The organism is Bifidobacterium panos (assembly GCF_012932445.1).
Classification (GTDB): Bacteria; Actinomycetota; Actinomycetes; order Actinomycetales; family Bifidobacteriaceae; genus Bifidobacterium; species Bifidobacterium panos.
Genome location: NZ_JAAIIJ010000002.1, coordinates 262,987 through 288,174, shown reverse-complemented (window position 1 = coordinate 288,174; position 25,188 = coordinate 262,987). Strand labels below are relative to the sequence as shown.

General features: G+C 61.0%; 19 protein-coding genes. 14 read left to right on the top strand and 5 right to left on the bottom strand.

The features are described 5' to 3' along the window. The 7 genes from G1C94_RS01280 to G1C94_RS01250 all read left to right on the top strand — a co-directional run. Positions 1-3,464, top strand: a 3,464-nt coding sequence (locus tag G1C94_RS01280; protein ID WP_172143896.1) for an InlB B-repeat-containing protein, incomplete at its 5' end; no start/stop codon positions are given. A gap of 176 nt (positions 3,465-3,640) precedes the next feature. Beyond that, positions 3,641-5,167: a peptidase U32 family protein gene (locus G1C94_RS01275; protein ID WP_172143895.1), complete on the top strand. Its 1,527-nt coding sequence runs from the start codon at positions 3,641-3,643 to the stop codon at positions 5,165-5,167. A 2-nt stretch (positions 5,168-5,169) separates the two neighbouring features. After that, positions 5,170-6,165: a purine nucleoside phosphorylase YfiH/LACC1 family protein gene (locus G1C94_RS01270; RefSeq protein WP_172143894.1), complete on the top strand. Its 996-nt coding sequence runs from the start codon at positions 5,170-5,172 to the stop codon at positions 6,163-6,165. Positions 6,166-6,271: 106 nt separating this feature from the next. Beyond that, entirely contained in the window at positions 6,272-7,048 is a 777-nt protein-coding gene (locus G1C94_RS01265; protein WP_172143893.1) for an IspD/TarI family cytidylyltransferase, read from the top strand. A gap of 98 nt (positions 7,049-7,146) precedes the next feature. After that, on the top strand, positions 7,147-7,803 hold the full coding sequence (locus tag G1C94_RS01260; protein ID WP_172143892.1) for a pyroglutamyl-peptidase I: 657 nt from the start codon (positions 7,147-7,149) through the stop codon (positions 7,801-7,803). Positions 7,804-7,977: 174 nt separating this feature from the next. Next, complete coding sequence (locus G1C94_RS01255; protein WP_253902249.1) at positions 7,978-9,309, top strand: cell division protein; 1,332 nt, start codon at positions 7,978-7,980, stop codon at positions 9,307-9,309. Positions 9,310-9,467: 158 nt separating this feature from the next. Then, positions 9,468-10,802: a C1 family peptidase gene (locus G1C94_RS01250; protein ID WP_172143890.1), complete on the top strand. Its 1,335-nt coding sequence runs from the start codon at positions 9,468-9,470 to the stop codon at positions 10,800-10,802. Positions 10,803-11,173: 371 nt separating this feature from the next. On the opposite strand, the gene fucO is transcribed toward G1C94_RS01250, so the two are convergent. Next, positions 11,174-12,325, bottom strand: coding sequence for a lactaldehyde reductase (fucO, locus tag G1C94_RS01245; protein ID WP_172143888.1), 1,152 nt, complete (start codon positions 12,323-12,325; stop codon positions 11,174-11,176). A 165-nt stretch (positions 12,326-12,490) separates the two neighbouring features. Between fucO and G1C94_RS01240 the strand changes: the two genes are divergently transcribed. Continuing rightward, entirely contained in the window at positions 12,491-13,621 is a 1,131-nt protein-coding gene (locus G1C94_RS01240) for a 3-deoxy-7-phosphoheptulonate synthase (RefSeq protein WP_253902248.1), read from the top strand. Between the two features lie 12 nt (positions 13,622-13,633). On the opposite strand, the gene G1C94_RS01235 is transcribed toward G1C94_RS01240, so the two are convergent. The 4 genes from G1C94_RS01235 to trxA form a co-directional block, all read right to left on the bottom strand. Then, the gene (locus G1C94_RS01235; RefSeq protein WP_172143886.1) at positions 13,634-13,933 is read right to left on the bottom strand and encodes a hypothetical protein; all 300 of its coding nucleotides are present in this window, start codon (positions 13,931-13,933) and stop codon (positions 13,634-13,636) included. Positions 13,934-14,247: 314 nt separating this feature from the next. After that, positions 14,248-15,792: an MDR family MFS transporter gene (locus G1C94_RS01230; protein ID WP_172143884.1), complete on the bottom strand. Its 1,545-nt coding sequence runs from the start codon at positions 15,790-15,792 to the stop codon at positions 14,248-14,250. Between the two features lie 194 nt (positions 15,793-15,986). Beyond that, positions 15,987-16,985, bottom strand: a complete 999-nt coding sequence (locus G1C94_RS01225; protein WP_172143882.1) for an aggregation-promoting factor C-terminal-like domain-containing protein — start codon at positions 16,983-16,985, stop codon at positions 15,987-15,989. Positions 16,986-17,110: 125 nt separating this feature from the next. Further along, the gene (gene trxA, locus G1C94_RS01220) at positions 17,111-17,467 is read right to left on the bottom strand and encodes a thioredoxin (protein ID WP_172143880.1); all 357 of its coding nucleotides are present in this window, start codon (positions 17,465-17,467) and stop codon (positions 17,111-17,113) included. A 136-nt stretch (positions 17,468-17,603) separates the two neighbouring features. Here trxA and G1C94_RS01215 point away from each other — a divergent pair, with 136 nt between their 5' ends. The 6 genes from G1C94_RS01215 (at position 17,604) to G1C94_RS01190 (ending at position 24,943) form a co-directional block, all read left to right on the top strand. After that, the gene (locus G1C94_RS01215) at positions 17,604-18,236 is read left to right on the top strand and encodes an NUDIX hydrolase family protein (protein WP_253902247.1); all 633 of its coding nucleotides are present in this window, start codon (positions 17,604-17,606) and stop codon (positions 18,234-18,236) included. Between the two features lie 68 nt (positions 18,237-18,304). Beyond that, positions 18,305-19,144: an alpha/beta fold hydrolase gene (locus G1C94_RS01210; RefSeq protein ID WP_172143939.1), complete on the top strand. Its 840-nt coding sequence runs from the start codon at positions 18,305-18,307 to the stop codon at positions 19,142-19,144. A 112-nt stretch (positions 19,145-19,256) separates the two neighbouring features. Beyond that, positions 19,257-19,661 carry a glycine cleavage system protein GcvH gene (gene gcvH / locus G1C94_RS01205; protein ID WP_172143879.1) on the top strand — a complete coding sequence of 135 codons (405 nt, stop codon included), beginning with the start codon at positions 19,257-19,259 and terminating at the stop codon, positions 19,659-19,661. Beyond that, entirely contained in the window at positions 19,658-20,902 is a 1,245-nt protein-coding gene (locus G1C94_RS01200) for an App1 family protein (protein ID WP_417852138.1), read from the top strand. Before gcvH ends, G1C94_RS01200 begins: the two co-directional genes overlap by 4 nt. 15 nt (positions 20,903-20,917) lie before the next feature. Beyond that, a complete protein-coding gene (locus tag G1C94_RS01195) occupies positions 20,918-23,275 on the top strand; it encodes a S9 family peptidase (protein ID WP_172143878.1) in 2,358 nt (785 codons plus the stop codon). Positions 23,276-23,554: 279 nt separating this feature from the next. Further along, the gene (locus G1C94_RS01190) at positions 23,555-24,943 is read left to right on the top strand and encodes an NCS2 family permease (protein ID WP_172143877.1); all 1,389 of its coding nucleotides are present in this window, start codon (positions 23,555-23,557) and stop codon (positions 24,941-24,943) included. The last annotated feature ends 245 nt before the right edge of the window (positions 24,944-25,188 follow it).

Sequence of the window (25,188 nt, the reverse complement as noted above, 5' to 3'; positions counted from 1 at the left end):
ACGGTTACACGTTCGGTGGCTGGTACACGGACGCTTCGTTTGCCGACGGCACAAAGTGGAATTTTGATACGTCCACGATGCCGAACAATGATCTGACGCTGTACGCCAAGTGGACCGCGAATACGGATACGAAGTACACCGTCGAGCATTATTTGCAGAACGTGGATAACGACGAGTACACGCTCCAGTCCGAGGATACGGAGACGAAGCAGGGTACGACGGATACCGAGACGAAGGCTGAGGCGAAGACGACCTATACGGGTTTCACCGCCAAGGACTTCTCCCAGGAGAATATCTCCGGTGACGGCAAGACTGTGGTGAAGATCTATTACACGCGTGACAAGCATGACGTGACCTTTGACGCGAAGGGCCACGGTACCACGCCCGACAAGCAGGAGTCTGTCAAGTATGGTGCGAAGGTCAAGAACCCTGGCGACCTGTCTCAGGACGGTTACACGTTCGGTGGCTGGTACACGGACGCTTCGTTTGCCGACGGCACAAAGTGGAATTTTGATACGTCCACGATGCCGAACAATGATCTGACGCTGTACGCCAAGTGGACCGCGAATACGGACACTGCGTACACGGTGGAGCATTATTTGCAGAACGTGGATAACGACGAGTACACGCTCCAGTCCGGTGACACGGAGACGAAGCAGGGCACGACGGACACCGAGACGAAGGCTGAGGCGAAGACGACCTATACGGGTTTCACCGCCAAGGACTTCTCCCAGGAGAATATCTCCGGTGACGGCAAGACTGTCGTGAAGATCTATTACGAGCGTAATAAGCACGGCGTGACGTTCGACGCGAAGGGTCACGGCACCACGCCCGACAAGCTGACGGGTGTCAAGTACGGTGCGAAGGTCAAGAACCCTGGCGACCTGTCTCAGGACGGTTACACGTTCGGTGGCTGGTACACGGATGAGTCGTTTGCCGACGAGAAGAAGTGGGATTTCACGAAGAGCACGATGCCGGACAATGATCTGACGCTGTACGCCAAGTGGACCGCGAATACGGATACGAAGTACACCGTTGAGCATTACCTGCAGAACGTGGATGATGATTCGTATCCTGATATGCCTAAGGATGTTGATCCGATGACGGGCACGACGGACACCAAGACCGTTGCTGAGGTGAATGAGTACGAGGGTTTCACCCCCGTCGACTTCTCCCAGGAGAATATCTCCGGTGACGGCAAGACCGTGGTGAAGATCTATTACGAGCGCGTCAAGCATGGCGTGACCTTCAATGCGAAGGGTCACGGTGTCACGCCCGCTGGGCTGACGGATGTCAAGTACGGTGCGAAGGTCGCGAACCCTGGTGAGCTGTCTCAGGCGGGTTACTCGTTCGGTGGCTGGTATACGGATGGGTCGTTTGCCGACGAGAAGAAGTGGGATTTCGCCACGAACACGATGCCGGACACGGATTTGACCCTGTACGCGAAGTGGACCGCGAATACGGATACGAAGTACACGGTCGAGCATTATTTGCAGAATGTGGATGATGATTCGTATACTCTCGATGCCACTGATTCGAAGACGGGCACGACGGACACCGAGACTGTTGCCGAGGCGAAGTCCTATACGGGTTTCACCGCGGGCGACGTGACGCAGCAGAATATCTCCGGTGACGGCAAGACTGTCGTGAAGATCTACTACACGCGCGCCAAGCATGACGTGACGTTTGACGCGAAGGGTCACGGCACCGCGCCCGCTGGTCTGACGGGTGTCAAGTACGGTGCGAAGGTCGCGAATCCTGGTGACCTGTCGGCTGAGGGCTATGTGTTTGGTGGCTGGTATGCGGATGAGGCGTGTACCCAGGTGTGGGATTTCACGGCGGATACGATGCCGGCCGGGAATCTGACGTTGTTTGCGAAGTGGGGTCCGGCTTCGGATACGAAGTATACGGTGAAGCTTTTCAGGCAGGCGTTGGATGGCTCGTATGGTTCGGAGCCTGATGTGGTGCAGGTCCTGACCGGCGAGACCAATGCGGACACGGCTGCTGTGGCGCGTTCGTACGAGGGTTTCACGGTTGAGCCGTTCTCTCAGCAGAAGATCGCCGCTGACGGTTCGACCGTGGTGACTATCCGTTATGCGCGCAACGCGTACACGGTGTCGTTCGATGCAAAGGGCCACGGCACCGCCCCGGCCAATCGGTCGGGTGTGAAGTATGGCGCGCTGTTGGACAACCCGGGCGGCCTGTCTGCCGATGGGTACACGTTCGGTGGCTGGTATGCGGATGAGGCGTGCACCCAGGCGTGGGATTTCACCGCGGATACGATGCCCGCGAATGATGTGACCTTGTATGCGAAGTGGACCGTCAACGAGTACGAGATCACCTACGACCTGAATGACGGCACTCTGCCGGCCGACGCTCCGAAGACCCACACGTATGACGAGGAGACGAAGCTGCCGGTTCCGACTCGTGACGGCTACACCTTCGACGGCTGGTACGACGAGAACGGCAATAAGGTCGATACCATTCCCGCCAATGCGACGGACATGAAGATTACCGCGAAGTGGACGGGCAACGAGTACAACATCACATACGACCCGAATGACGGCACGCTGCCCGAGGACGCTCCGAAGACCCACACGTATGGTGAGGAGACGAAGCTGCCCACCCCGACGAAGGACGGTTACACCTTCGACGGCTGGTACGACGAAGACGGCAACAAGGTCGACACCATTCCCACCGATGCCAAGGATATGAAGATCACGGCCAAGTGGAAGGGCGACGAGTACGACATCACGTACGACCTGAACGGCGGCACCTTGCCGGCTGACGCTCCGAAGACCCACACGTACGGTGAGGAGACGAAGTTGCCCACACCGACTCGTGACGGTTACACCTTCGATGGCTGGTACGACGAGAACGGTACCAAGGTCGACACCATTCCCGCCAATGCGCAGGATATGAAGATCACCGCGAAGTGGACCGCGGACGAGTACGACATCACGTACGACCTGGACGGTGGCACCTTGCCGGCTGACGCTCCGAAGACCCACACGTACGGTGAGGAGACGAAGCTGCCGACCCCGACCCGTGACGGTTACACCTTCGACGGCTGGTACGACGAGGCTGGTAATAAGCTCGACACTATCCCCGCCGACGCGCAGGACATGAAGATCACTGCGAAGTGGACTAAGAACGCTGACGCCGACAACGGCACAAAGTATGATCCGAATGGCGGTGCCATGCCGGACGGCTGGACCAGCGCGGACGGCAAGCTGCCCACTCCGACTCGTGAGGGTTACAAGTTCGACGGCTGGTATGACGACGAGGGCAACTTGGTCACCAGCCTGAAGGACGCCGCGGGCAAGACGCTGCATGCCAGGTGGACCAAGCTGAACACTCTGGCCTCCACCGGTGCCACCGGCTTGGCCGCTGGCCTGACCGCTCTGGCCTTGGCCGCAGCCGGCGCGACAGTCGGCGTCCTGCGCCGCAAGCGCTCCCGCTGATTAAAAGCCCGGGCTCATCTGAACTGCCTCCCATTTCTCGTTATCTAAGAAATGGGAGGCAGTTCATATTTGAGTGCGTTTTTGTATCGCCCGGTACAGAAACGTAGCGAAAACGGGGCGCACCAATCCGTACAATATTGATGGTTGGGCGGGCGTAACCCCGCGTGAGGATAGGAATGTACGTGCAGCGAAGAACAAGACCCGAGGTACTGGCCCCCGCAGGCAACCTCAGAGGACTGAAAACCGCCGTCGATTACGGAGCGGATGCCGTATATTGCGGCGGCAAGGCCTTCGGCATGAGAAGCGCGCCGAAAAACCTCTCGCTGGCCGATTTCGAGGAAGGCGCGCGCTATGCCCACGAGCGCGGGGCGCGCGTGTACGTGACCTGCAATGTGCTGCCGCGCAACAGCGAAGTCGAGGCGATCCGCGAATACTTGGGCCAACTGAAAGACACCGGTGTCGACGCGCTGATCGTCTCCGACATCGGCGTGATGATGACCGCGCGCGAAGTCGCCCCCGAACTCGAACTGCACGTGAGCACCCAGGCGGGCGTCACGAATTATGGTGCCGCGAGGGCGCTCTATGATTTGGGTGCCCGCCGCGTCGTGCTGGCGCGCGAGATGGACCTTCAGGCCGTGCGCGACATCCGCGCTCGCATCCCCGACGACATGGACATCGAATGCTTCGTGCACGGCTCGATGTGCATGGCCTTCTCCGGGCGCTGCCTGTTCTCCAATTACCTGACCGGGCGCGACGGCAACCACGGCGAATGCGCGCAGCCGTGCCGCTGGAAATATTCGATTGTCGAAGAGAAGCGACCCGGGCGGTATTATCCCATCGAACAGACCGAAGAGGGGGCTTATCTGTTCAATTCGCAGGATATGAACATGCTTGAGCATCTTGACGATTTGATCGATTCGGGCGCGACGAGCCTGAAAATCGAGGGGCGTTCCAAAAGCGCGTATTACATCGCGGCCATGTCCAATGCCTACAAAACCGCGGTGAACGCCTATATGGTGCAACGTGGCTTCGAGGACGGGCGTGGCAATGCGCTTGCCGAGTTCCATGACCGTGTGGTTCGCCTTGGCGACCCTGATTTCGATGAGTTCGCCGCCAGCCCTGATGTCGTCACGGCCCATGCCGACCAAGCCTTTTGCGGTGTGCCGGATGGCACCGTCGAGCCGGACGACTTGAGCTATCACGCGCGCAGCACGCGCCGCAAATCGAACACCGCCGCAGAGATTTTGCCGGACGGCTGGCACCACGCCGCCGTGCGCCCCGCCCCACACGTCGAGCTGCCCGACTGGCTCACCGAGGAACCTTACAAGGTGGCCCACCGCGACTATTCCACCGGCTTCTACTATCCCGAACAGAAGGTCACGCAGCGCACCGACCGCGCGGGGTATTTCCGCTCATGGCTGGTGGTGGGTGAAACGCTCTCCTGGAGCGCCGACGAGGGTGGTCGCCTCACCATCATGAGCCGCAATAAAATCGAACCCGGCCAACACATCGAGTTCCTGCTGGCCGGCCAACCGCCGCTCGACTACACGGTTCCCGGCACCGGCCTGCGCGACGGCGACGGCAACCCCGTCGAAGCCATCAACAACCCGGCGCACGTGTTCTCGCTGCCTTGCCCGCACGAAGTGCCCGCCAACACTGCGATGCGCTCGCGCACCACACACCCCACATTGAAAGCGGAATAGCCATGACCCAATACGACGACGCGATTCTCGATTCCACCGCCATCAGCTCCACCGACAAAGCTGGCCGGCCGATTCCGGTGACCATTCCCATCGCCCTCGCGCCCGGCATCACCGTCACCTACACCACGCGGCTTGGCGGTTTGAGCGCGGGGGAATGGGGCAATTGCAATCTCGGCGGCAAGTCGGGCGACAGCCCCGAGGCGGTGATGTCCAATCGCGTGGCGCTCGCTGAAGCGCTTGATGCGCCGTTGAGCCTGATCGGTCAAGTGCATTCCGGCATTGCCGTGGATATGGACGAGGCGTTCGTGCGGAATGCGCCGTATGGGTGTGATTTGTCCGGCGCTGATTTTGGTTTGGACAGCGCGCAAGCCTCTGGTGCGATTGAGGCGGACGCGCAGGTGACGTCGCGCGCCGGCGTTGCGTTGGGCATGTTCGCCGCCGACTGTTTGCCGGTGCTGCTCGCCGACCCCGAGGCCGGCATTATCGGCGCGGCACATTGCGGCCGTAAGGGCTTGCAACAGGGCGTCATTGGGGCCACTGTCGAGCTGATGGAAAGCAAGGGTGCCCGGCCCGAGCGCATCGTGGCCACGCTGGGTCCGTGCATCTGTGGCGACTGCTACGAAACCGGCGACGAGATAGCCGACGAGTTCGACGCCCAATTCCCCGGCAGCTTCGCCCTCACGCGCTTCGGCGGCACGGGCATTGACATCGCGGCGGCCGCGCTGAGCGAACTGGCCCAAGCGGGCGTCGCGCGGGACAATATCATCGAATCGCGCCCGCGCGTCTCGGCGGCCACGCAATATCTGTCCGAAGACGCGGAACTTGGCGGTCTGTGCGCGCACGACGGCGAGGGCGCGGCTGATCTGTCCGAGCGCATCGCCGCCGTGCGCCACAGCATGTGCACGCTGGAAAACCCGCTGTGGTATTCGCATCGTCGCGCCGCGCTCGCGGGCAAGGCGCATGAAGGGCGCATGCTTGCCATCATCCAGCGCCGGTAAATTGGCCGATAGATTGGCCGATAAGCTGACCCGGCACGAAGATTCCGTGCAGAATAGGTGGGCGCAAGCCCGGGCCGTGCGCGCTGCGGCCTACGGTGGAGACATTATGAGCCAGAGAGAACCAGAGCTTTCCATGCCCGAACGTGCCCGGCAAACCGTCCCCGTCGTGGCGGTGGTGCTGGCCGCCGGCTTCGGCACGCGCTTCGACCCCAGCAATCCCAAGCAACTGGTATGCATCGCGGACAAGCCGATCGTGTGCTGGAGCATCGAAGCGTTCGAGGGCAACGAGCGCGTCAGCGACATCGTGCTGGTGGTCAACCCCAAGGTGCGCCCCGCCGTGGAATCGCTGATCGACGAGCAGGGGTACGGCAAGGTGCGCATCGTCGTCGACGGTGGTGCCGAACGTGCGGACAGCACCGCCGCCGCACTGAATGTGCTCAGCGAAGCGGCAATCCCTTCAGACGCGAAGATTCTCATCCATGACGCGGTGCGCCCGTTCGTGTCGCAACAGGCCGTCGACGATTCCATCGACGCGCTCGACCAATTCAGCGCCGCCACCGTCGCCTGCGCCTCCACCGACACGGTGCTGCTGACGCGCGACGCGGGCGATCGCAAGGTCGTCAGTGCCGTGCCCGACCGCGCCGACACGTTCCGCGCGCAAACCCCGCAATCCTTCCGTTTTTCCACCATCACCCGCGCCTACGAGCTGGCCGCCGCCGACCCGGATTTCCATCCCACCGACGACACGCGCGTGGTGGTCGATTATCTGCCCGACGAGCCGGTCGCCATCGTGGCTGGCAGTGAGACCAACCTCAAAATCACCACCCTAGGAGATATCCCCACCGCCGAACTCATCGCCGCCGGGCTGAACGCTTCCCGGTGATTTCACGACTCGGGGAGTAACATACAGCGCAGAGCGTGCCGACGGGCGGCACGTGTCGGGTGCGTCGATGTGCGATGTGTTCAGTAGACTGGGGCGATATGAAGCAGTTTAGCGTTGTGATTTGCGGATTTGACCATTACGACGACGTGAGCATCAACCCCTCATACGAGGTGCCGAAAGCCCTGGCCGAACGGGGCGTGGACGGGCTGGACGATGTGGAACTGACCATCAACGCCGTGAGCCTGCCCGTCAGCTTCACCAAGGCGTGGCCCACCCTGTTGGAAACCATCGAGGCTGCGCAGCCGAACATCGTCATCGCCACCGGCCTGAAACATGCCGCGCGCGGCGTCATGCTGGAACGTTGCGCCACGAATCTGATGGACACCGCCAAACCCGACGTCGACAATGTCACCCCCCGGCGCGCCCCCATCGACCCGCAAGGTCCGGCCGCCTATTGGACTCGCCTGCCGTTGCGCTCGATTTTGAAGGATTTCACCCGCGATGACATCCCCTCCACTTTGAGCTCCGATGCGGGCACGTTCGTGTGCAATTCGCTGTTCTACAATCTGCTCAACTGGGCATCGACGCAAGAGAAGGTGCTGGTCGGATTCGTCAGTTTCCCGCTGGTCAGCGAGACGCGCCATTCGCAACACGGGTTGCCATTGCCTGATTTGATTCAGGCGGGTGGCGACGTGGTGCGCGAAAGCGTGCGGTATTACTTGAAGCCCTCCAGCCAGGACATCCTGATTGCCTGAAATGGAGTGACGGCTTTTTCATATTGCGTGCCCATGGGTCCGTTATCGGGATAAGGCTATGGAAATGTTGCCATACCACGGTGAGTATGCCCCGGTTTTGCGCTACAGTTCTGTCTCGGGTGGCTATTTGGTGCGCTCGAAATAGGATTTGTGCAGGTGAAAGGAAACAGGGACATGGATCAGTTCCCGATTGTGTTGAGAGGCTACGACAAGGACACGGTCGACGAGGCGTTCGCTGCCGCGCAGCAGACGCTTGCCGACATGCGTGAACAGATCGCCTCCAATGATGATCTTATTTTGCAGTTGCAGTCGCAGCTCGAACAGGCAAAAGCCGCCAAGCCCGAATCCAATAGTTTCGCCTCGTTGGGCGCCAACGCCCAGCAGATGCTCTCCAGCGCGGAGCAGACCAGTGCGGAGCTGCTCGACCGCGCCAAGGCCGACGCTGCTTCCACACGCTCCGCCGCCGAAGCCCAGGCGCAGACGTTGCTCAATAACGCCAAGCTCGATGCCCAGCGCATCATCGACGATGCGAACGCGAAATCCGCTTCGATTCTCGAACGAGCCAACACCGAGGCGACGACCATTACCACCGCCGCGCAGGACGATGCCGCCCAGTTGCGTGCGGAAACCGCAAAGAACGTCACCGAGCAACGCCAGACCACCGAGCTGGAGCTGAGCAATGCCCGCGAGGAACACGACAAGAAGCTCGCTGCCGAACGCTCCACCCAGGAACGTGAGATTGCCGATATGAAGGCCGAGGCCACGCAGCAGATTGCCGAACAGCGCAAGAATACCAACGAGGAACTGGCTCGCGTGAAGGCCGAGGCCAACGATCAGATTGAATCCGCGCTTGCCGAGGCGAACAAGCGCCTTGCCGACGTGCGTGAGCAAGTGGCCAAGATGACCACCGACGCGCAGCGCAAGGCCGGCGAAATCACCGATGCCGCCCAAGCCAAGGCGCAGCAGATCGCAGACGAGGCCGAAGTGCATCGCACCACGACCATCAGCAAGGTGAACGCCGAAGTGGAGCAGATTCGCGCCGACATCGCCAACCAGCAGGACGAGGCCACCAAGAAGGTCAACGACTTGCTCGACGGGCTTGAAGAGCGTCGCACCGCAGCCAAGGAAGAGGCCGACAAGCTAATCGGCCAGGCCAAGGATGTCCGCCAGGAGGCCGACGATTACGCGGCTTCCAAGCGCAAGGAAGCCGATGGGCAGGCTGCCGATATTCTCAAGGCCGCCGAAGAGAAGGCCACCGAGCAGATTGAGCAGCGCCGTGCCGCCGCCAAGGAGGAGCTTGACGGGTTGAAGGGGCATATCGCCGAACTGCAACAACGTGAGGCCCAGATCACCCAGCGTGTGGGCGAGCTGCGCTCCATGTTCTCCAGTGCCTTCTCCGGCTTCCTCGGAGGCGAAGCGCCCGACGTGCCGGTGAACAACACCGTTGATTCGGAGGCCGAAGCGCCCGTCGAACAGCCGCAGGACGAGACTGCCGAAGTGCAGTGACGTTTCGCCGACAGTCCGCTGGCCTGCGTAGGGCGGTGATGTACTAGACTGTTGGGCGGAACCTATGAATGTATGGCGGCACTTGGCCAATATGGCCGGGTGCCGCGCTTTTTGCCGCTTGAATAGCGGTATTTGGGAATGAAGGAGTATATGGCAATATGACCGAAATCACGCCTCTGGACACCAACGCGCTCGCCGCATTGCGTGATGAATTCCGCGCGGATGGCACCAACCGCATGGCAATGAACGCCGTCACCGCCGCCGGCGTTGACAAGGTGGCTTTAAACTACGACCGCGCCCGCTTGCTGCAGCGTCGTTTCTCCACCATCGTGGACAATGGCGAGGCCACCCATCAGGATCACTCCGGGCGCTGCTGGCTGTTCAGCTCGCTGAACGTGGCGCGTTTCGTGGCCAAGCGGAACCTGAACCTCACGGAGTTCGAGTTCTCGCAGAACTACGCGATGTATTACGACAAGCTGGAGCGCATCAACTATTTCCTGAAGGACATGGCCGCGTTGGTCGCCGCGGGCGAACCCGCCGATTCGCGGCTGGTGCAGCATTTGCTGGCCGATGTGATGGGCGACGGCGGCCAGTGGACGATGGCCATGAACATCTACAAGAAGTACGGCGCGGTTCCCAAGGATCTCTTCCCGGAGACCGAGTCCTCCAAGAATACCGGCCCGATGAACACGCAGCTGCGCCGCATGCTGCACACCGCCGTTGCGCATCTGTTCGCCGAACCGGTTCGCACCGATGAGATCATTGCGGAGGCCACCGCAGCCGGGCATCGCATCCTCACCATCCACTTGGGCGAGCCGCCCGTGTCTTTCGATTGGGAGTGGACGGACAAGGATGGCAAGTTCCACCGCGACGGCGAGATCACGCCGCAGGAGTTCTGGAAGAAGTATGTCGGTTCCGCCGATTTGGAGGATTATGTGTGCCTCGTCGACGATCCGCGCGCCGAGCACCCCAAGGGCAAGAAGATCGCCATCGAGCATTTGGGCAATGTGGCCGGAGGGGACCCGACCGAATATTTGAACGTGCCCAACCAATTCATGAAGGATTGCGTCAAGCAGATTCTTGTCGAGCAGGGCGTTCCGGTGTGGTTTGGTGCCGATTGCCATCCGTTCATGGATCGTGAGAGCGGCGCGTGGGCCACGGATCTGTTTGAATACGGCGATTTGTATGACTTCGATTTCGACCTGGACAAGGAGGCGCGCGTGCGTTTCGCCGACTCCGCCATGAACCATGCGATGGCGTTCGCCGGCGTGGACGTGGCCGAAGACGGTTCCACCCGCCGCTGGCGCGTCGAGAATTCGTGGGGCACGAAGATCGCCGACAAGGGTTATTTCACGATGAGCGACGATTGGTTCACCGAATACGTCTACGAAGTCGCCGTGCCCAAGGCTCTCCTGCCCGCCGAATACCAAGCCGCCCTAACCGAACCCCCCATCTCCCTACCGGCTTGGGACCCGATGGGCGCACTCGCATAGGAGACAGCCCAGTGGGCTGTCTCGCGAGTGCGCCCGAGTGAGGCGATAGCCGAACGAGGGTCGGATTGGGTCTGCCCGTAGGGCAGTCCGTAATTGCAGGGCTCGGAGAGCTTTGGCCAAGTAGCGAGCGAAAGCTCGCGTCGGCCAATACGCGCCGAGCTTTCCATCCTTTGTCATTTCGACCGAGCGAAGCGAGTGGAGAAATCTTTTCGTCCAAGTTATGTCGTTGACAATAAGATTTCTCGACTGCGGCTACGCCTTCGCTCGAAATGACAACGAACGGGCAGTCCCGCTCGAAATGACAAGTTACGGATAGCAAAAGGCTTCGCAACCCAGCAGGTTGCGAAGCCTCATTCACATCCAGCGCCAGATCACATCAGGCTGGTGTAGATTTTCAGAATGTCTTCTTCGGTGGCTTTGCGCGGGTTGCCCGGCGTGCACACGTCGTTGTAGGCGTCGTGGGCCAGCAGGGGCAGGTCGGCTTGGGTGGCGCCGACTTCGCTGATGGTGGTGGGGTTCTTCAGGTCCACGGTGAGCTTGTGCACGGCCTGCACGGCTTCCTCCCGCACCGTTTCCAAATCGCCGGTGTAGGCGTCGGCCACATTAAACGCGGCGGCGATGTCGCGGTATTTCTCGCCGGTGTAGTCCTTGTTGTATTCCATCACCGGAGCGAGCAGGATGCCGTTGGCCACGCCGTGCGCCACGCCGAGCCGGCCGCCCAGCGGGTGTGCCATGCCGTGAACCAGGCCCAGGCCCACGTTCGAGTAGGCCATGCCGGTGATGTAGGAGGCGTAGGCCATCTGCTCGCCGGCCGGCACGTCGCCGTCGGCGCTTTTGGCCAGGTTGGCCGCGATCATGCGGATGGTCTGCATGCTCAGGCAGTCCGACAGGCTCCACGCGCCCGGCGTGACATACCCCTCGATGGCGTGGGTGAGCGCGTCCAGGCCGGTGGCGACCTTCAGGCCGCGCGGCATGGAATCGGTCAAATCCGGGTCGACGAACGCGACGATGGGGATGTCGTGCGGGTCGACGGCCACGAACTTGCGCTTGTTGGCCGTGTCGGTGACCACGTAGTTGATCGTCGTCTCCGAGGCGGTGCCCGCGGTTGTGGGCACGCCGAAAATCGGCACGGACGGATGCTTCGTGTCGGCCACGCCCTCCAGGGACAGCACGTCGGCGAACTCCGGGTTGGCCGTCACGATGCCGATGCCCTTGCAGGTATCCTGCGGCGAGCCGCCGCCCAAGCCAATCAGGAAATCCGCGCCCGAGGCGGCGAACTTGGTCACGCCGTCCTGAATGCACTCGACGGGCGGGTTCGGCTTGACGTTGCTGAACACCTCATATGGCATACCGGCCGCGTCCAGCACGTCCGTCACCTTCGCCACGGTGCCCGTCTCCAACAACACCGGGTCGGTGACGATAAACGCCTTGGCAAACCCGTGCGACTTGGCCACACCGGGAATCTCCTTGATCGCGCCGCGCCCGAAATAGGCGGTCTGATTGAAAATCATGCGATACACCATGCTTATTCTCCTTTGAATGGTGAGTGGAACATACAACATTATATCGATGGGTATTTCGCCAGGCGGGAGGATGACGCGTGTTGTGGGGGTTATCGGTTATTGTGGTGGTCGCGGCGCCCCTTCGCGCCATACAGCAGCACGAGAAGTTATAAGGAGAGGTCGAGCATGGAACTGCGTGGCCCTGATAGTTCCGAGGATGCGCGTCTTTTGGGGGAGCAGGCCGTGTTCCCCGAGACGGTGGACGTCAATATCCGCCAGCTCGACCCTATCCCTGCGCCCCGCGCGTTCCTGAGGGAACTGCCGCTGAGTGAAGCGATGAGCGATCTGGTGCTCTCCTCTCGTCGGGAAATCCGCGACGTGTTGCACGGGCGCGACGACCGGCTGCTCGTCATCGTCGGCCCCTGCTCGATTCACGACCCGAAGGCCGCGCACGAATACGCCGAAAAGCTCGCCGCCGTGCAGCGCGAACTGTCCGATCGTCTGCTGATTGTCATGCGCGTGTATTTCGAGAAGCCGCGCACCACCATCGGCTGGAAGGGCTTGATCAACGATCCCGATCTCGACGGCCGCTTCAATATTCGCAAAGGCATGTGGATGGCCCGTAAAGTGCTCACCGACGTGCTTTCGCTCGGACTGCCCGTCGCCACCGAGTGGCTTGACCCGATCACCCCGCAATATATCTGTGACGCGGTGAGCTGGGGTGCAATCGGCGCGCGCAACACCGAAAGCCAGGTGCACCGCGAGCTGGCGAGTGGCCTGTCGATGCCGGTGGGCTTCAAAAACTCCACCGACGGGTCGATCAAGGCGGCGGCCGATTCATGCTATGCGGCCGCGTTCGAGCATCATTTCCTGTCCATCAATCTCGATGGCCGCGTGATTTCCGCCGAGACGAAGGGCAATCCGGATTGTCATTTGGTGTTGCGCGGATCGTCGCATGGGCCGAATTACGACGCCAAGTCGGTGAGCGAGGCGCTGGCCGCGTTGCGGGCTTCGCATGCGCCCGGCACCGCGTCGAACGGCCTTGTCATTGATGCCGCGCACGGCAACTGCGGCAAGGACGAGGTGCGCGAGGCCGAGGTCGTTGAGGAGATCGCCGAACGCTTGGCTGCGGGGGAGCAGGGCATTCTTGGCGTGATGATGGAGAGCTTCTTGGTGGCCGGCAACCAGAAGCCGGCACCGCTCGACCAGCTGACCTACGGCCAGTCCGTCACCGATTCCTGCGTGCCATGGGAACGCACCGAACAACTTCTGCACACTTTGGCCGCCTCCGTCGCCGCCCGCCGCGCGCGCCGCTAAAGCGCGGTGCCGTCAGGACTGCTGATAGCGTTTGCGCGCCGCTTCCCCGGTGAGGTCAAGCAGATGGCCGATTCTGTTCCATGACATGCCTTGTTCGCGCAACCCATTCACCGTTTTGGCGATTTCGTCGTCGGTGAGCTGGTTGAGCATCTTTTTGCGATAGGCAAGTGCCCTCAGGCGTGCCGCCGGATTGGGGTCGCTCTTGAGTGGGGGCAGTGCGTCGAGGCCTTCGTGCTCAAGGTCGTCGGCGATTTGTTCTCCCAAGGCTTCGTAATATTGCGTATCGAGTTGCTTGCGTGATGCTGTGCTCATGTCCACTCCTGCGCTATTCTCCGTCTTGTGACGATATTCCCATATCGCAACTCCTTTTGTCAAATTCATTTGGCAATTGTGTTTGCTATTTGCGTGTCGCATATCGGCTGTGCTGATTGAGTGTATCTGAAATCGGCATTGTTCCCGCGGGAAAACCACCTATGTGGTCGAAGCCCTTGAATCATTGGAAAATGGCCATTCTATTGTATGAATGCCATTGTGGATAACTTCGCCGTATGGAGATTTGACGTGCGGTGGCGAGCATCAACAAGCGGGATAGGAAACCGTGGGTTTCGCCAAGGGGAGAGCGGCTCTCAGTGGTGTAGGTGGGCGATGGCGCGACGGGCAAGGCTGCGTGAGGACCCGGCGCCTTCGCCTTTGACGCCGACGAAGACCAGCAGCACCATCAGCGCCACGATAACAGAGCTGATCTGCAACGCCGACCGTACGCCGAAAATGCTGCCCGCCACTTGGGCCGCATGCCCGCCGCCAAGCGAGGCCGCGCGTGCGGATGCGAGTGTTTCCATCGTGGTCACCAATATCGGCGCGCCCATGGCTCCCGCGATTTGACGAGCCGTGTTCGTTACCGCCGACCCCGCGGATACCTCGTGGGTATCCAGGCAATTGAGCGACCAAGTGGTGACGGGCATCAATACGAACCCCATGCCGATCTGACGGGTGAACTGGCAGATGGACACCCACCAAATCCACGTGTTCGGCCCGATCATGCTCATGCCCACCGTGCCGATGAACAGCACCATCGTGCCGGTCAGAGCCACAGGCCTCACACCGAAGCGGTCAAGCGCCCGGCCTCCAAAGAACTGCGCAATGCATTGGCCGACGGCACCCGGCAACATGACCAGACCACTCATCATGGCCGAATACCCCCGGTCTTGCTGAATATAAAGCGGAATGATCACCACAATCGAGCTGAACGCGAAGAACGACATCGCCGCCACAATCGTGCCCACCGTAAAGCTGCGGTTTTTGAGCACATGCAAATTCAACAGCGGCTCTCCCACATTGCGCCCCCGCGCGATAACGCGCCGAAGAAGCCCCGCGCCCGGTTGCATCACTTGCCTCAACACGAACCAGACGACGCCAATCGCGCCGATGAGCATGGGCGCCCACACCATTGGATGGGCGAAAGGATATGCCTCGATGTTCGTCAGCCCGAACATCAGACCGCCGAAGCCCAGAATCGAAAGCGCCACGGAGAAGAAATCCGCGTGCGCGGCTTCGCCTTCGCTGAAATTACGCAGGAAGAATATGGCGACCAGCAGCGACAGTGCGCCGATAACGGTGAGTGTGAAAAAGATGGAGCGCCAGCCGTTCGCGTCGGTTTGCCAGCCGCCGATAGTGGGGCCGATGGCCGGTGCCACGCTCATTGCCATGCCGACCGTGCCCATGGCGACGCCCCGGCGTGACAGCGGATAAATGGAGAACACGGTGATTTGCAGCACCGGCCACATCACGCCGGTGCCAATCGCCTCAAGCAGCCGCCCCGTCAGCACCAGCGCGAAGTTCGGCCCGAGCCATGCCAAGGCGGAGCCGAGCGTGAACACCGCCATCGAGCAGATGACGATCTGCCGGGTGGAAAAACGGCGGGTCAGGAAGGCCGTCAGCGGCACCATCACGCCCATAACGAGCTGGAAGACGGAGGTGAGCCATTGGCCGGTGGTGACGGAGATATGGAAATCGTCGACGATGGTGGGCAGAGCCGAACTCAGTTGCAGCTGGGTGAAGTTGCCGACGAAGGTGATGAAAGTCAGAATCGCAATGGAAATGAACGCGGGGCGGCTGAGCTTGCCGTTGGCGTATGACTGTTCCCGAGTCAGTGCCCGCGACATATCCGCCATATTCTTCGCTCCTTGTTGCCGATCCGTATTGCTTCAGGCGACCCATATACCCTACGCTCGCCCCGGTACGAGCCGCTGGGGCCTGCCATGACGCGTATCGCGTGCCTTACGTCAGTCCGTATAAAAGAAGCCGTATAAGAAGATATGAAAACGCCCCGCCGGTGAAGCGGAGCGTTCAATAAAGAAATAAACAATCAGTAGTTGTGATGCGCCAGCCAGTACTGATATGCGCCATTGATGCTGCCGTAACGCTGGTTACAGTAGCCGACGAACCACTTGAACTGGGTCTGGTAGTTGGTGGCCCAGTCCGAACCGGCGGAAGCCATCTTGGAGCCGGGCAGGGCCTGCGGCAAACCGTATGCGCCGGAGGAGGCGTTCGTGGCGCTGGGGTTCCAGCCGGATTCATGGTTGATGATGTAGACCGCGGCGGAGAAGTCCGCTTCGGAATATCCGTTGGAAATCAAGTAGTCATGCGCCCACTGCTGCATCTCGGATGCGGGAACCGTGGTGCCGAGATTACTGCTGGAGCTGCTGGAACTCGTGGAGCTCGATGAGCTGGAACCGGTGCCGACGAGTATGATCTTGTCGGTCGGAGCCTCTTTGACATACGAGGCGATGGTACTGGAGGAGACGACCTTGCCCCCCGCGCGGGTGACGAGGTTGGTGCTTTCCGTCACGCCGTTCTTGCCTTCCTGCTGCACCTTCTCGGTGCCTTTGGCAAGTGCGTCCGTCTCTTTCTTAACTGTGTTGAATGGGATTTCCTCGTCCTTGGTTTCCAGCTCGGCCCCCGCACGCTCGATGGTGATGACGGTGGCCTCGGTGACCTCGGTGGTCAGGGACGGGGTGACGGCATCCTCCGGCTCGAGCACGATGTCGCCGGCCTCAAGCACGGACTTGACATCGGTGAAATCGGTGCCCAGCACGGTGCGTGACGTGCCGTTGATTTTAACGGTGACGTACGAAGTGCCTTCTACGGCACCACGTGTGCCATCACGGGAAACCTGCAACGGCTGGCTGTCGGTGGCGGAAAATTCCGTCAGCAAATCGGTTGCGGAGGAGGCTTGATAGAAATTGCGCGACATGATGCCGACCCCGGCGATCATGGACACCGACGTAAGCACTGCGACGATGCGAACCCACTGACGTCTGCTCAGGGAAGCAAGAGTAATCGTGTTCTTGCGGTGTCTCGCCATCATTCTCCTTACCGGCGCGCACCCATGTGACACGCACTAACCGCCATCATACCTTCACCATTGCGTCACACAAAATGCAATGGGTGTGGCGCGCACCTCCCAGTCGGGGTGCTTCGGCTCGGCGGCTACTCGTTATTGCCTTCAGCGCTGCTCAAATCAACCGTTTTGGCCTGGGCGATCAGCTCGTCGAGATCACCGGCCTGCAACGCCCCCGCCTGCTTGAAGATGGCCTGCCCCTGCTTGAAAACCATGAGCGTGGGCACCGCTTGGATGCCCGCGGCACCCGCAAGTTCCTGATTGGCGTCGATATCGACCTTGGCGAACACCACCCCCGCATTCTCGGCCTTCTCGCTGGCCGCCTCATAGATGGGGCCGAATGCGCGGCATGGGCCGCACCAAGTGGCCCAGAAATCGACGAACACCAACTCGTTGTCGGTGACGGTTTTCTCGAACTCGGCTGCGTTGATTGCTGTAGTGGCCATAATCACTCTTTTCTTGCAGTGCCGCATGGAAGTTGCGTGCATATAAGCGATATTGCCCCCAAGTGTGGCATCACCGCCCAACATTTGCGCGCCTGGCGAACACATAAACGACACAGCCGCGAGCATAATGGAGGATATGCCAGTAATGAATGACGAAGTGCCGGAAGACGATGATTTCGATTCCTCCCGGGCGCGTGGGCAATTCGACCATGTGACCCCGGAGGATTTCATTCGCGGTTCCGGCTCTTCCGGCGGCAATCCTCCCGGCTGGCTCGGTCCGGATGAAATCGACGCAATGCGCCGCCGAATGCCGATCACCTATGTGCAAATCGTGCCCGTGCGCACCGACGAGTTCGGGCGCATCACGCAAGTCGGCTCGTTGCTGTGCATTGCCGACGACGGCTCCGTGGAACGCGCGCTGATTTCCGGGCGCGTGCTGTTCCATGAGACGTTGCGCGAGGCCATCGCCCGCAATATCGCCAAGGATCTGGGCGATATCGCCCTGCCCGTGCTGCCGGTCAACCTGCAGCCCTTCACCGTGGCCGAGTTCTTCCCCACCCCGGGATTGAGCGAATATTACGACCCGCGCCAACACGCCATCTCCCTGTGCTATGTGGTGCCGATCGCCGGCGATTGCCACCCGCGCGACGAAACGCTTGACGTCGAGTGGGTCGACCCGCACAGCGACCAGCTTGACGTGTTTCTGGGGCAGATGAGCGGCGGACACGATCGCATCGTGCGTGCCGCGCTGCAGTGGGCGTCGATCTAGCGCAGAGAAACTAAAGAATCTTAAAGAACTAAGAAACATAGAGACATGAAGGAAATACGATGATGCAGATGATGCAGATTCACAACCGCGTGTTGCGCGAAGGAAGCGGAACGCCGCTGATTCTTGTCAACGCCTATCCGGTGGACGGGCGCATGTGGGAGGAATGCGCCGGCCATATCGCCGCGCTCGCCGACGAAGCCGGCCTGTCCACTTTCCCCATCTGGGCGCCGGACATGCCGGGCTCCGGCCTTTCGCCCACGCCGAGCGATGAGCAGTCCGGCCGTCGCGCCGCCAACGGCTCCTATCCCGACGCGCTCGACCGCATGGCCGAAGCCTATGTTGCGTTGATGAACGAGGCTGGTTATAAGCGCGCGGTCTGGGCGGGGCTGTCGATGGGCGGCTACTTGGTCACCGACCTGTATCGTCTGCACCCCGAAGCGGTGGCGGGCATCGCGTTGTGCGACACCATGGCCGCTTCGGACGGCGTGGGCGGCGAAGGGCGGCTCGCAACCGCCAACGCCTGCGAGGAGGCGAACTCGACGCAACCGGTGATGCGTTTCGCCGAACCCTCGCCGGAAGACTCGACGGTCAAGCGCTCGCAAGTTTTCATCGATCGCATGCGCGCGTGGATTGGCGAGCAGCATCCGCAGGGGGCGGCATGGCGCCAGCGCATGACATATGGCCGCCCGGACTTGACGGGTGTGCCCGAGACCTTCGATGTGCCGGTGGTCGTGGTGTCCGGTGAACTTGACCCGACCAGCAACCCAGGCGTGATGAAACCGCTCGCCGAGCGCATCGGAGTGAATGCCGTGTTCACGTCGATTGCGGATTGCGGCCACTTCAGCGCCGTCGAGCATCCCCGCACTGTGGCCGCCGCACTGGTGGATTTGGTCAAAAGGGTGGGATGAATGGCACACGGGTGTCCGGCGCACAGCAAGCCGTTGGCTCGCGTTGGAATCCGCGCGATACATGACAGTTCGGTTAAGCGACAGTTCACCGAACCCTGCTAGGGTGTGATGTATGAGTGATGAGCAAGATATGCGCCCGCTGAATCTTGACGTGCCGGAACACCTGATGTATTCCGGCGATCATGTGTGGGTTGATGATTCCGTTCAGCCCGCGATGGTTGGCGTCACCAATTACGCCGCCGAGCGTTTGGGAGAACTCGTGTATGTCGATCTGCCTGATCCCGGCATGCGCGTCGAGGCCGGCGACGAGGTGCTCGAATTGGAGTCCTCCAAGGCAGTCGAACCATTGATCGCTCCTGTCGCGGGCACCATCCGCTATGTGAATCAGGCCGTATTCGACGATCCGAGTGTGATCAATGCGGATCCGTATGGCGAAGGCTGGATTTTCAAAATCGAGCTGGATGATGACGAACCGGAGCTGTTGAACGCCGAACAATATGTAAAGGTCATCCGATGAACGAGCGCGACGAACTGGACATTGAAACCGGCGTTGAGACCGAGACTGGTGCCGAAACCAGTGCCGACATGCCCACCGTGCCGATTCCGGCGAGACACACCGTCACCACATTCGATACAGCTTCCACGCGCGAACGCATCGAGGTCAAGCCGCCGCTGGTGCAGCTGTTCCGCCGCGCCGTGACCCGCGGGTTCAACACTTGGGTGCTCGCCGCCACGCATGTGGCCCATCAGCTCGACTGGTTCGCCAGGGTCGATCCGTATGTGGGTTACGGCACCGAGGATTATTCGCGTCTGATCTGCCGCACCGTGCTCGCCGCCGAACACAGCCAATACGGGCGAGCCAGGCGTGGCATTCGCGGCATGCTCACCATTCCCGCGCCGCACACCCAAGTGAAGATTCGTATCGACGACATGCCGCTGGAAACCGTGCAAGTGGGCGACAGGGAGACCTTTGACGCCCGCGGGGCCACCCCGGACGTCGACAGCGAATATGCCATTTCCGACCAATCCGGCTATTTGGATCTCGTCGCCGAGCATCGCCTCGAACCGGGCGTGCATCGGGTGTCATATCGCGTCAACGGGCGTAAGCCGGTGGAATCGAACCTGTTCACCATCCCCAAGTCGGCCAAGGTGGGGGTCATTTCCGATGTGGACGACACCATCATGGTCACCCAGGCGCCCGTGCTGTGGAAAGCCGCGTGGAATCTGCTGTTTTTGAACCCCTCCAAGCGTGCGCCGGTGCCCGGCATGAGCGTGCTGTTCAGCAAGATCGCCGATTTGTTCCCGGACGCGCCGTTCTTCTATCTGTCCACTTCGCCATGGAATGTGGAGGGCTCGATTCGCCACCTCATCTCCAATCATGGATACCCCGAGGGGCCGCTGTTGTTGCGCGATCTCGACCCGCGTCCCAAGACTTTCGTGCCCACCGGGCCGCAGCACAAGCTGGAGTTCGTCGAGCAGTTGATGGCCGATTTTCCCGATATGAAGTTCATTCTCGTCGGTGACGACGGCCAGCGCGACCCCACCACATACGCCACAATCGCCAAGCGATATCCGGGCCGCATCATCGCCATTGCGATTCGTCAGTTGAGCCCCAAAGAGACGGTGCCGTTCAATCTGCCCGCCTCCGTGGCCACAACGCAGCCCGTGCCGGTGACGGATGTGCCCGTGTTCACCGGCACCACCGGCTCGAATCTGATGAAGACGATGCTGCCCTACCTGAAATCCCATCTCGGTTAGGCTTAAATAGACCTTATGACCGACGATAAAGGAACCATCGTGCCGCAAGCCAAGCGCGTGCCGACGCGGCGCGAACACCATGGCGATGTGTTCATCGACCCATACGAATGGTTGCGAAACAAGGAATCAAAGGAAGTTCAAGACTATGTGGCCGCGCAGAACCGCCTGTGCGAGGCACGCAACGCCCCGCTTGCCAACCTGCGCCGCACGCTGTTCGATGAGCTGAAGTCGCGCGTACAGGAAACCGACATGTCGGTGCCGGTGCGCATGGACGGCTATTGGTATTTCACCCGCACGCAGGAGGGGCGGCAGTACGCCACGCAATGCCGCATTCCCGTGCGCGGCGAGGATGATTGGGATCCGCCCGAAATCGACCCGCTGGGCGCGCCCGGCTCCATCGAGGGCGAGCAGATTGTATTCGACGCGAACCGCGAGGCCGACGGTCATGATTTCTTCCGCGTGGGCGGCATGGACCTGACCCGCGACGGCCGCTGGCTGCTCTATGGTGTGGACACCACCGGCGATGAGCGCTATGACTTCCACATTCGCGATCTCGACACCGGAAGCGAATTGCCCGAACAGTTTGCCGGCATCGGCGGGGCATGTTTCACGCCGGACGGGCGCTATGTGTTCTGGGCTGAACTTGACGATGCCTGGCGCCCGTGCGCGGTGTGGCGGCATCGCGTGGGCACGCCGGTCGAGCGGGACGTCGAGGTGTTCCGCGAGCATGACGAGCGCTTCTGGCTGGGTGTGGGCTTAAGCTTTGACGAACGCAATGTCGTGATCGGCACCGGGTCGAAAACCACCACCGAAGTGCTGATGCTGCCGGTCGACACCCCCGAAGGTCAGTTCCAGCCGTTCATTGCCCGCTCGCCGGACGTGGAATACGACGTGAGTTTCGCCTGTTTCGAGGGGGCGGGGAGCCAAGGCGAGGACATTGGGATCGCGGTGGTCTATCACAACGCGAACAACCCGAATTTTGAAATAGACGTCATCGACATGCGTTCGCACAAGCCGCCGTATCGTTTGGGCGAGGGCGTGCGTGTGGCCGAGGGATCGCCCTATGGCTGTGAGCAAGGTCAGCCGAGCAAACCGATTTCCACCCCCTACTCGAACTGCAACAATCCGGCCATTTTGCAAGGCTTGCGCGGTCTTGGCATCGAGGGTATCGCGATGCACCGGCATTTCGTGTCGTTGAGCTACAGGGCGGATGGACTGCCGCATGTGGCGGTGATGACCAAACGCGCCGCGGCCGAGGATTTCCTGGCCGTCCGTCCGTGGCGCTTCGAGGAGCTTGAACCACCTGCGCTTCAGGGCGATTGGGATACACAGGAGGCTTCGGGGGAATCAGATGGCATCGAAGCCGCTTTGCTTGGGGAAACGCGACGGTTGTATTCCATCTCAACCGGCGGCAACCCGTCGTATGACTCGCCCCGCATGCGCTATTCGTTCACGAGCTACACACGCCCCGGCGAACTGCGCGAGTTCGACCCGGCCACCGGTGCCGACCGACTGCTCAAACGCGCCAAAGTGCTCGGCGGTTTCGATGCGCGCGAATACATGGAACGCCGCGTGTGGGTCGAAGCGCGCGACGGCGAGCAGATTCCGGTGTCTTTGGTGTGGCGGCGTGGCACGAGCCTGAAGAACGCGCCTATGTTCATCACCGGCTATGGCGCGTATGAAATCAGTTCCGACCCCGGCTTCTCGTCTGCGCGCCTGAGTCTGCTCGACCGCGGCGTGCTCTATGCCGTGCCGCATATTCGTGGCGGTGGCGAAATGGGCCGCGCATGGTATGAGCAGGGGCGGCGTTTATCCAAGAGACATTCCTTCGAGGATTTCGTCGATGCGACCATTGCCTTGCAGGATGCCGGCCTTGCCAGCCCGGCCCGCACGGTGGCCAACGGCGGTTCGGCGGGCGGTTTGCTGATGGGTGCGGTGGCGAATCTCGCGCCCGAGCGCTACGCCGGCATCGAGGCGGATGTGCCGTTCGTGGACGCGCTCACCTCGATTCTCGACCCGTCCCTGCCGCTGACCGTCACCGAATGGGACGAGTGGGGCGACCCGCTGCACGACGCCGAAGCGTACCGCTACATCAAGTCGTACACGCCATACGAAAACGCGCCTGAATCCGCCGAAGACAAGCGCGTGGCGGTGTTCCCGAAAATCCTGATCACCACGTCGATGAACGACACGCGCGTGCTCTACGTGGAACCGCTCAAATGGCTGGCCCGCTTGCAGGCCGCCGGCGTGGACGCCATCGCCAAAATCGAAGTCGAGGCCGGCCACGGCGGCACCTCGGGTCGCTACCGGCAATGGGAGCAAATCTCCTACGAAAACGCCTGGTGCCTCTCCATCCTCGGCCTCACCCACTAATCCTTGTCATTCCGAGCGGAGCGGAGCGTAGTCGAGGAATCCTGCCCCGTAGGGGCGGTGAGCGCGTTGGTGTTATCGCCATTCATTTACATGACTTGTGCCAGTGCTATGGTGAACGGCGTTGGGGCTGCATGGCCCCGGCTGGCGAGTCGCAATTCTCGCCGGAGCAGTGATCGCAATCGAAGCCCACGCAACAGTTCGCATGAACAAGGCGAGCCCATCGCGCGGGGACGAAAGCCCCGCAGCTCCTAACAACCCACGAACCAAGGAAAGAAGAGTATGGAGAAGTTCTTCCATCTGAAGGAGAACGGCACCACCGTGTCCACCGAAATCGTGGCCGGTCTGACGACGTTCTTCGCCATGTCCTACATCATCATCGTCAACCCGCAGATTCTCTCGCAAACCGGGATGCCCTGGGGCGGCGTGTTCCTGGCCACCATCATCGCGGCCATCGCCGGCACGCTCGTCATGGGTCTGTTCGCCAACGTGCCGTATGCGCAGGCCGCCGGCATGGGTTTGAACGCCTTCTTCACCTACACCGTCTGCTTCGGCTTGGGCTTTAGCTGGCAGCAGACCCTGTGCATGGTGTTCCTGTGCGGTTTGATCAACATTCTCATCACCGTCACCAAGATTCGTAAGATGATCATCCAGGCCATTCCCGAAATGCTGCAGCACGCCATCGGCGGCGGCATCGGCCTGTTCGTGGCTTACGTTGGCTTCCTCAACGTCGGCTTCTTCACCTTCACCACCAAGGCGGACGCCAAGAACGGCGACGCCGTGCAGGCCACCCCGGGCCTTGCGGTGATGAACAACTCCACCATCTGGCTGTTCCTCATTGGCCTGCTGCTGGCCGTGCTGTTCACCGTGCTCAAGGTGCGCGGCGGCATGCTGCTGTCCATCGTCATCACTGCCGTCATCGGCATCCCGATGGGCCAGACCACCATGGCCAACTCCGTGTCCATCGCCGACACCTTCGCTCAGTTCCCGCAGACGTTCGGCGTGATTTTCACCGCCGATGGCTTCCCGGCGCTGTTCTCCGACGTGTCCAAGCTGCCGATGATCCTGCTGACCATCTTCGCGTTCTCCATGTCCGACACCTTCGACACCATCGGCACCTTCATCGGCACCGGCCGTCGTACCGGCATCTTCTCCGATGAAGACGAGAAGGCCCTGGAGAACGGCTCCGGCTTCTCCTCCAAGATGGATCGCGCTCTGTTCGCCGATTCCGTCGCCACCTCCATCGGCGCCATTTGCGGCACGTCGAACACCACCACCTACGTGGAGTCCTCCGCGGGCATCGCGGCGGGCGGCCGCACCGGCCTGACCTCCGTGGTCGTGTCCATCTGCTTCGCGCTGTCGATCTTCCTGTCCCCGCTGATCTCCGCCGTGCCTTCCGCCGCCACCGCAGGTGTGCTGGTGATTGTCGGCTGCATGATGGCCGCTTCCCTCAAGGAAGTCGAGTGGGGCGACATCACCGAGGCCATTCCGGCGTTCTTCGCCTCGGTGTTCATGGCGTTCAGCTACTCCATTTCCTACGGCATCGCCGGCGGCTTCATCACCTACTGCATCGTGATGAGCGCCAAGAAGAAGGCCAAGGAGGTCCACCCGGTGATCTGGGTCGTGGCCATCCTGTTCATCCTCGACTTCGTCGTCACCGCCATCCTGTAAGCGGCCTGACGTCAAGTCAAACGCAAGGCAGCCGGTTCACTCTCGAGCCGGCTGCCTTGTTTCGTATCGTCTGATTTTCAGCAAGATATTTGGAAGATAACCTTGCCTAAAATCCCTGACAAACTGTCGAAATACCCCTGACGGACTGTCGAAATTGCGCCGGAAGTCGCCTCGTGGACGAGACGCGTCGTCATCGTGTCCTCGTTGCAATCTCGTATACAATATGTAATGTACTATGTATAATA

What these genes read in the sequence shown, in the direction of transcription:
- G1C94_RS01275 (WP_172143895.1), top strand. Translation starts at nt 3,641, where the DNA reads ATGTACGTGCAGCGAAGAACAAGACCCGAGGTACTGGCCCCCGCAGGC.
- G1C94_RS01270 (WP_172143894.1), top strand. Translation starts at nt 5,170, where the DNA reads ATGACCCAATACGACGACGCGATTCTCGATTCCACCGCCATCAGCTCC.
- G1C94_RS01265 (WP_172143893.1), top strand. Translation starts at nt 6,272, where the DNA reads ATGAGCCAGAGAGAACCAGAGCTTTCCATGCCCGAACGTGCCCGGCAA.
- G1C94_RS01260 (WP_172143892.1), top strand. Translation starts at nt 7,147, where the DNA reads ATGAAGCAGTTTAGCGTTGTGATTTGCGGATTTGACCATTACGACGAC.
- G1C94_RS01255 (WP_253902249.1), top strand. Translation starts at nt 7,978, where the DNA reads ATGGATCAGTTCCCGATTGTGTTGAGAGGCTACGACAAGGACACGGTC.
- G1C94_RS01250 (WP_172143890.1), top strand. Translation starts at nt 9,468, where the DNA reads ATGACCGAAATCACGCCTCTGGACACCAACGCGCTCGCCGCATTGCGT.
- fucO (WP_172143888.1), bottom strand. Translation starts at nt 12,325, where the DNA reads ATGGTGTATCGCATGATTTTCAATCAGACCGCCTATTTCGGGCGCGGC.
- G1C94_RS01240 (WP_253902248.1), top strand. Translation starts at nt 12,491, where the DNA reads ATGGAACTGCGTGGCCCTGATAGTTCCGAGGATGCGCGTCTTTTGGGG.
- G1C94_RS01235 (WP_172143886.1), bottom strand. Translation starts at nt 13,933, where the DNA reads ATGAGCACAGCATCACGCAAGCAACTCGATACGCAATATTACGAAGCC.
- G1C94_RS01230 (WP_172143884.1), bottom strand. Translation starts at nt 15,792, where the DNA reads ATGGCGGATATGTCGCGGGCACTGACTCGGGAACAGTCATACGCCAAC.
- G1C94_RS01225 (WP_172143882.1), bottom strand. Translation starts at nt 16,985, where the DNA reads ATGGCGAGACACCGCAAGAACACGATTACTCTTGCTTCCCTGAGCAGA.
- trxA (WP_172143880.1), bottom strand. Translation starts at nt 17,467, where the DNA reads ATGGCCACTACAGCAATCAACGCAGCCGAGTTCGAGAAAACCGTCACC.
- G1C94_RS01215 (WP_253902247.1), top strand. Translation starts at nt 17,604, where the DNA reads ATGCCAGTAATGAATGACGAAGTGCCGGAAGACGATGATTTCGATTCC.
- G1C94_RS01210 (WP_172143939.1), top strand. Translation starts at nt 18,305, where the DNA reads ATGATGCAGATTCACAACCGCGTGTTGCGCGAAGGAAGCGGAACGCCG.
- gcvH (WP_172143879.1), top strand. Translation starts at nt 19,257, where the DNA reads ATGAGTGATGAGCAAGATATGCGCCCGCTGAATCTTGACGTGCCGGAA.
- G1C94_RS01200 (WP_417852138.1), top strand. Translation starts at nt 19,658, where the DNA reads ATGAACGAGCGCGACGAACTGGACATTGAAACCGGCGTTGAGACCGAG.
- G1C94_RS01195 (WP_172143878.1), top strand. Translation starts at nt 20,918, where the DNA reads ATGACCGACGATAAAGGAACCATCGTGCCGCAAGCCAAGCGCGTGCCG.
- G1C94_RS01190 (WP_172143877.1), top strand. Translation starts at nt 23,555, where the DNA reads ATGGAGAAGTTCTTCCATCTGAAGGAGAACGGCACCACCGTGTCCACC.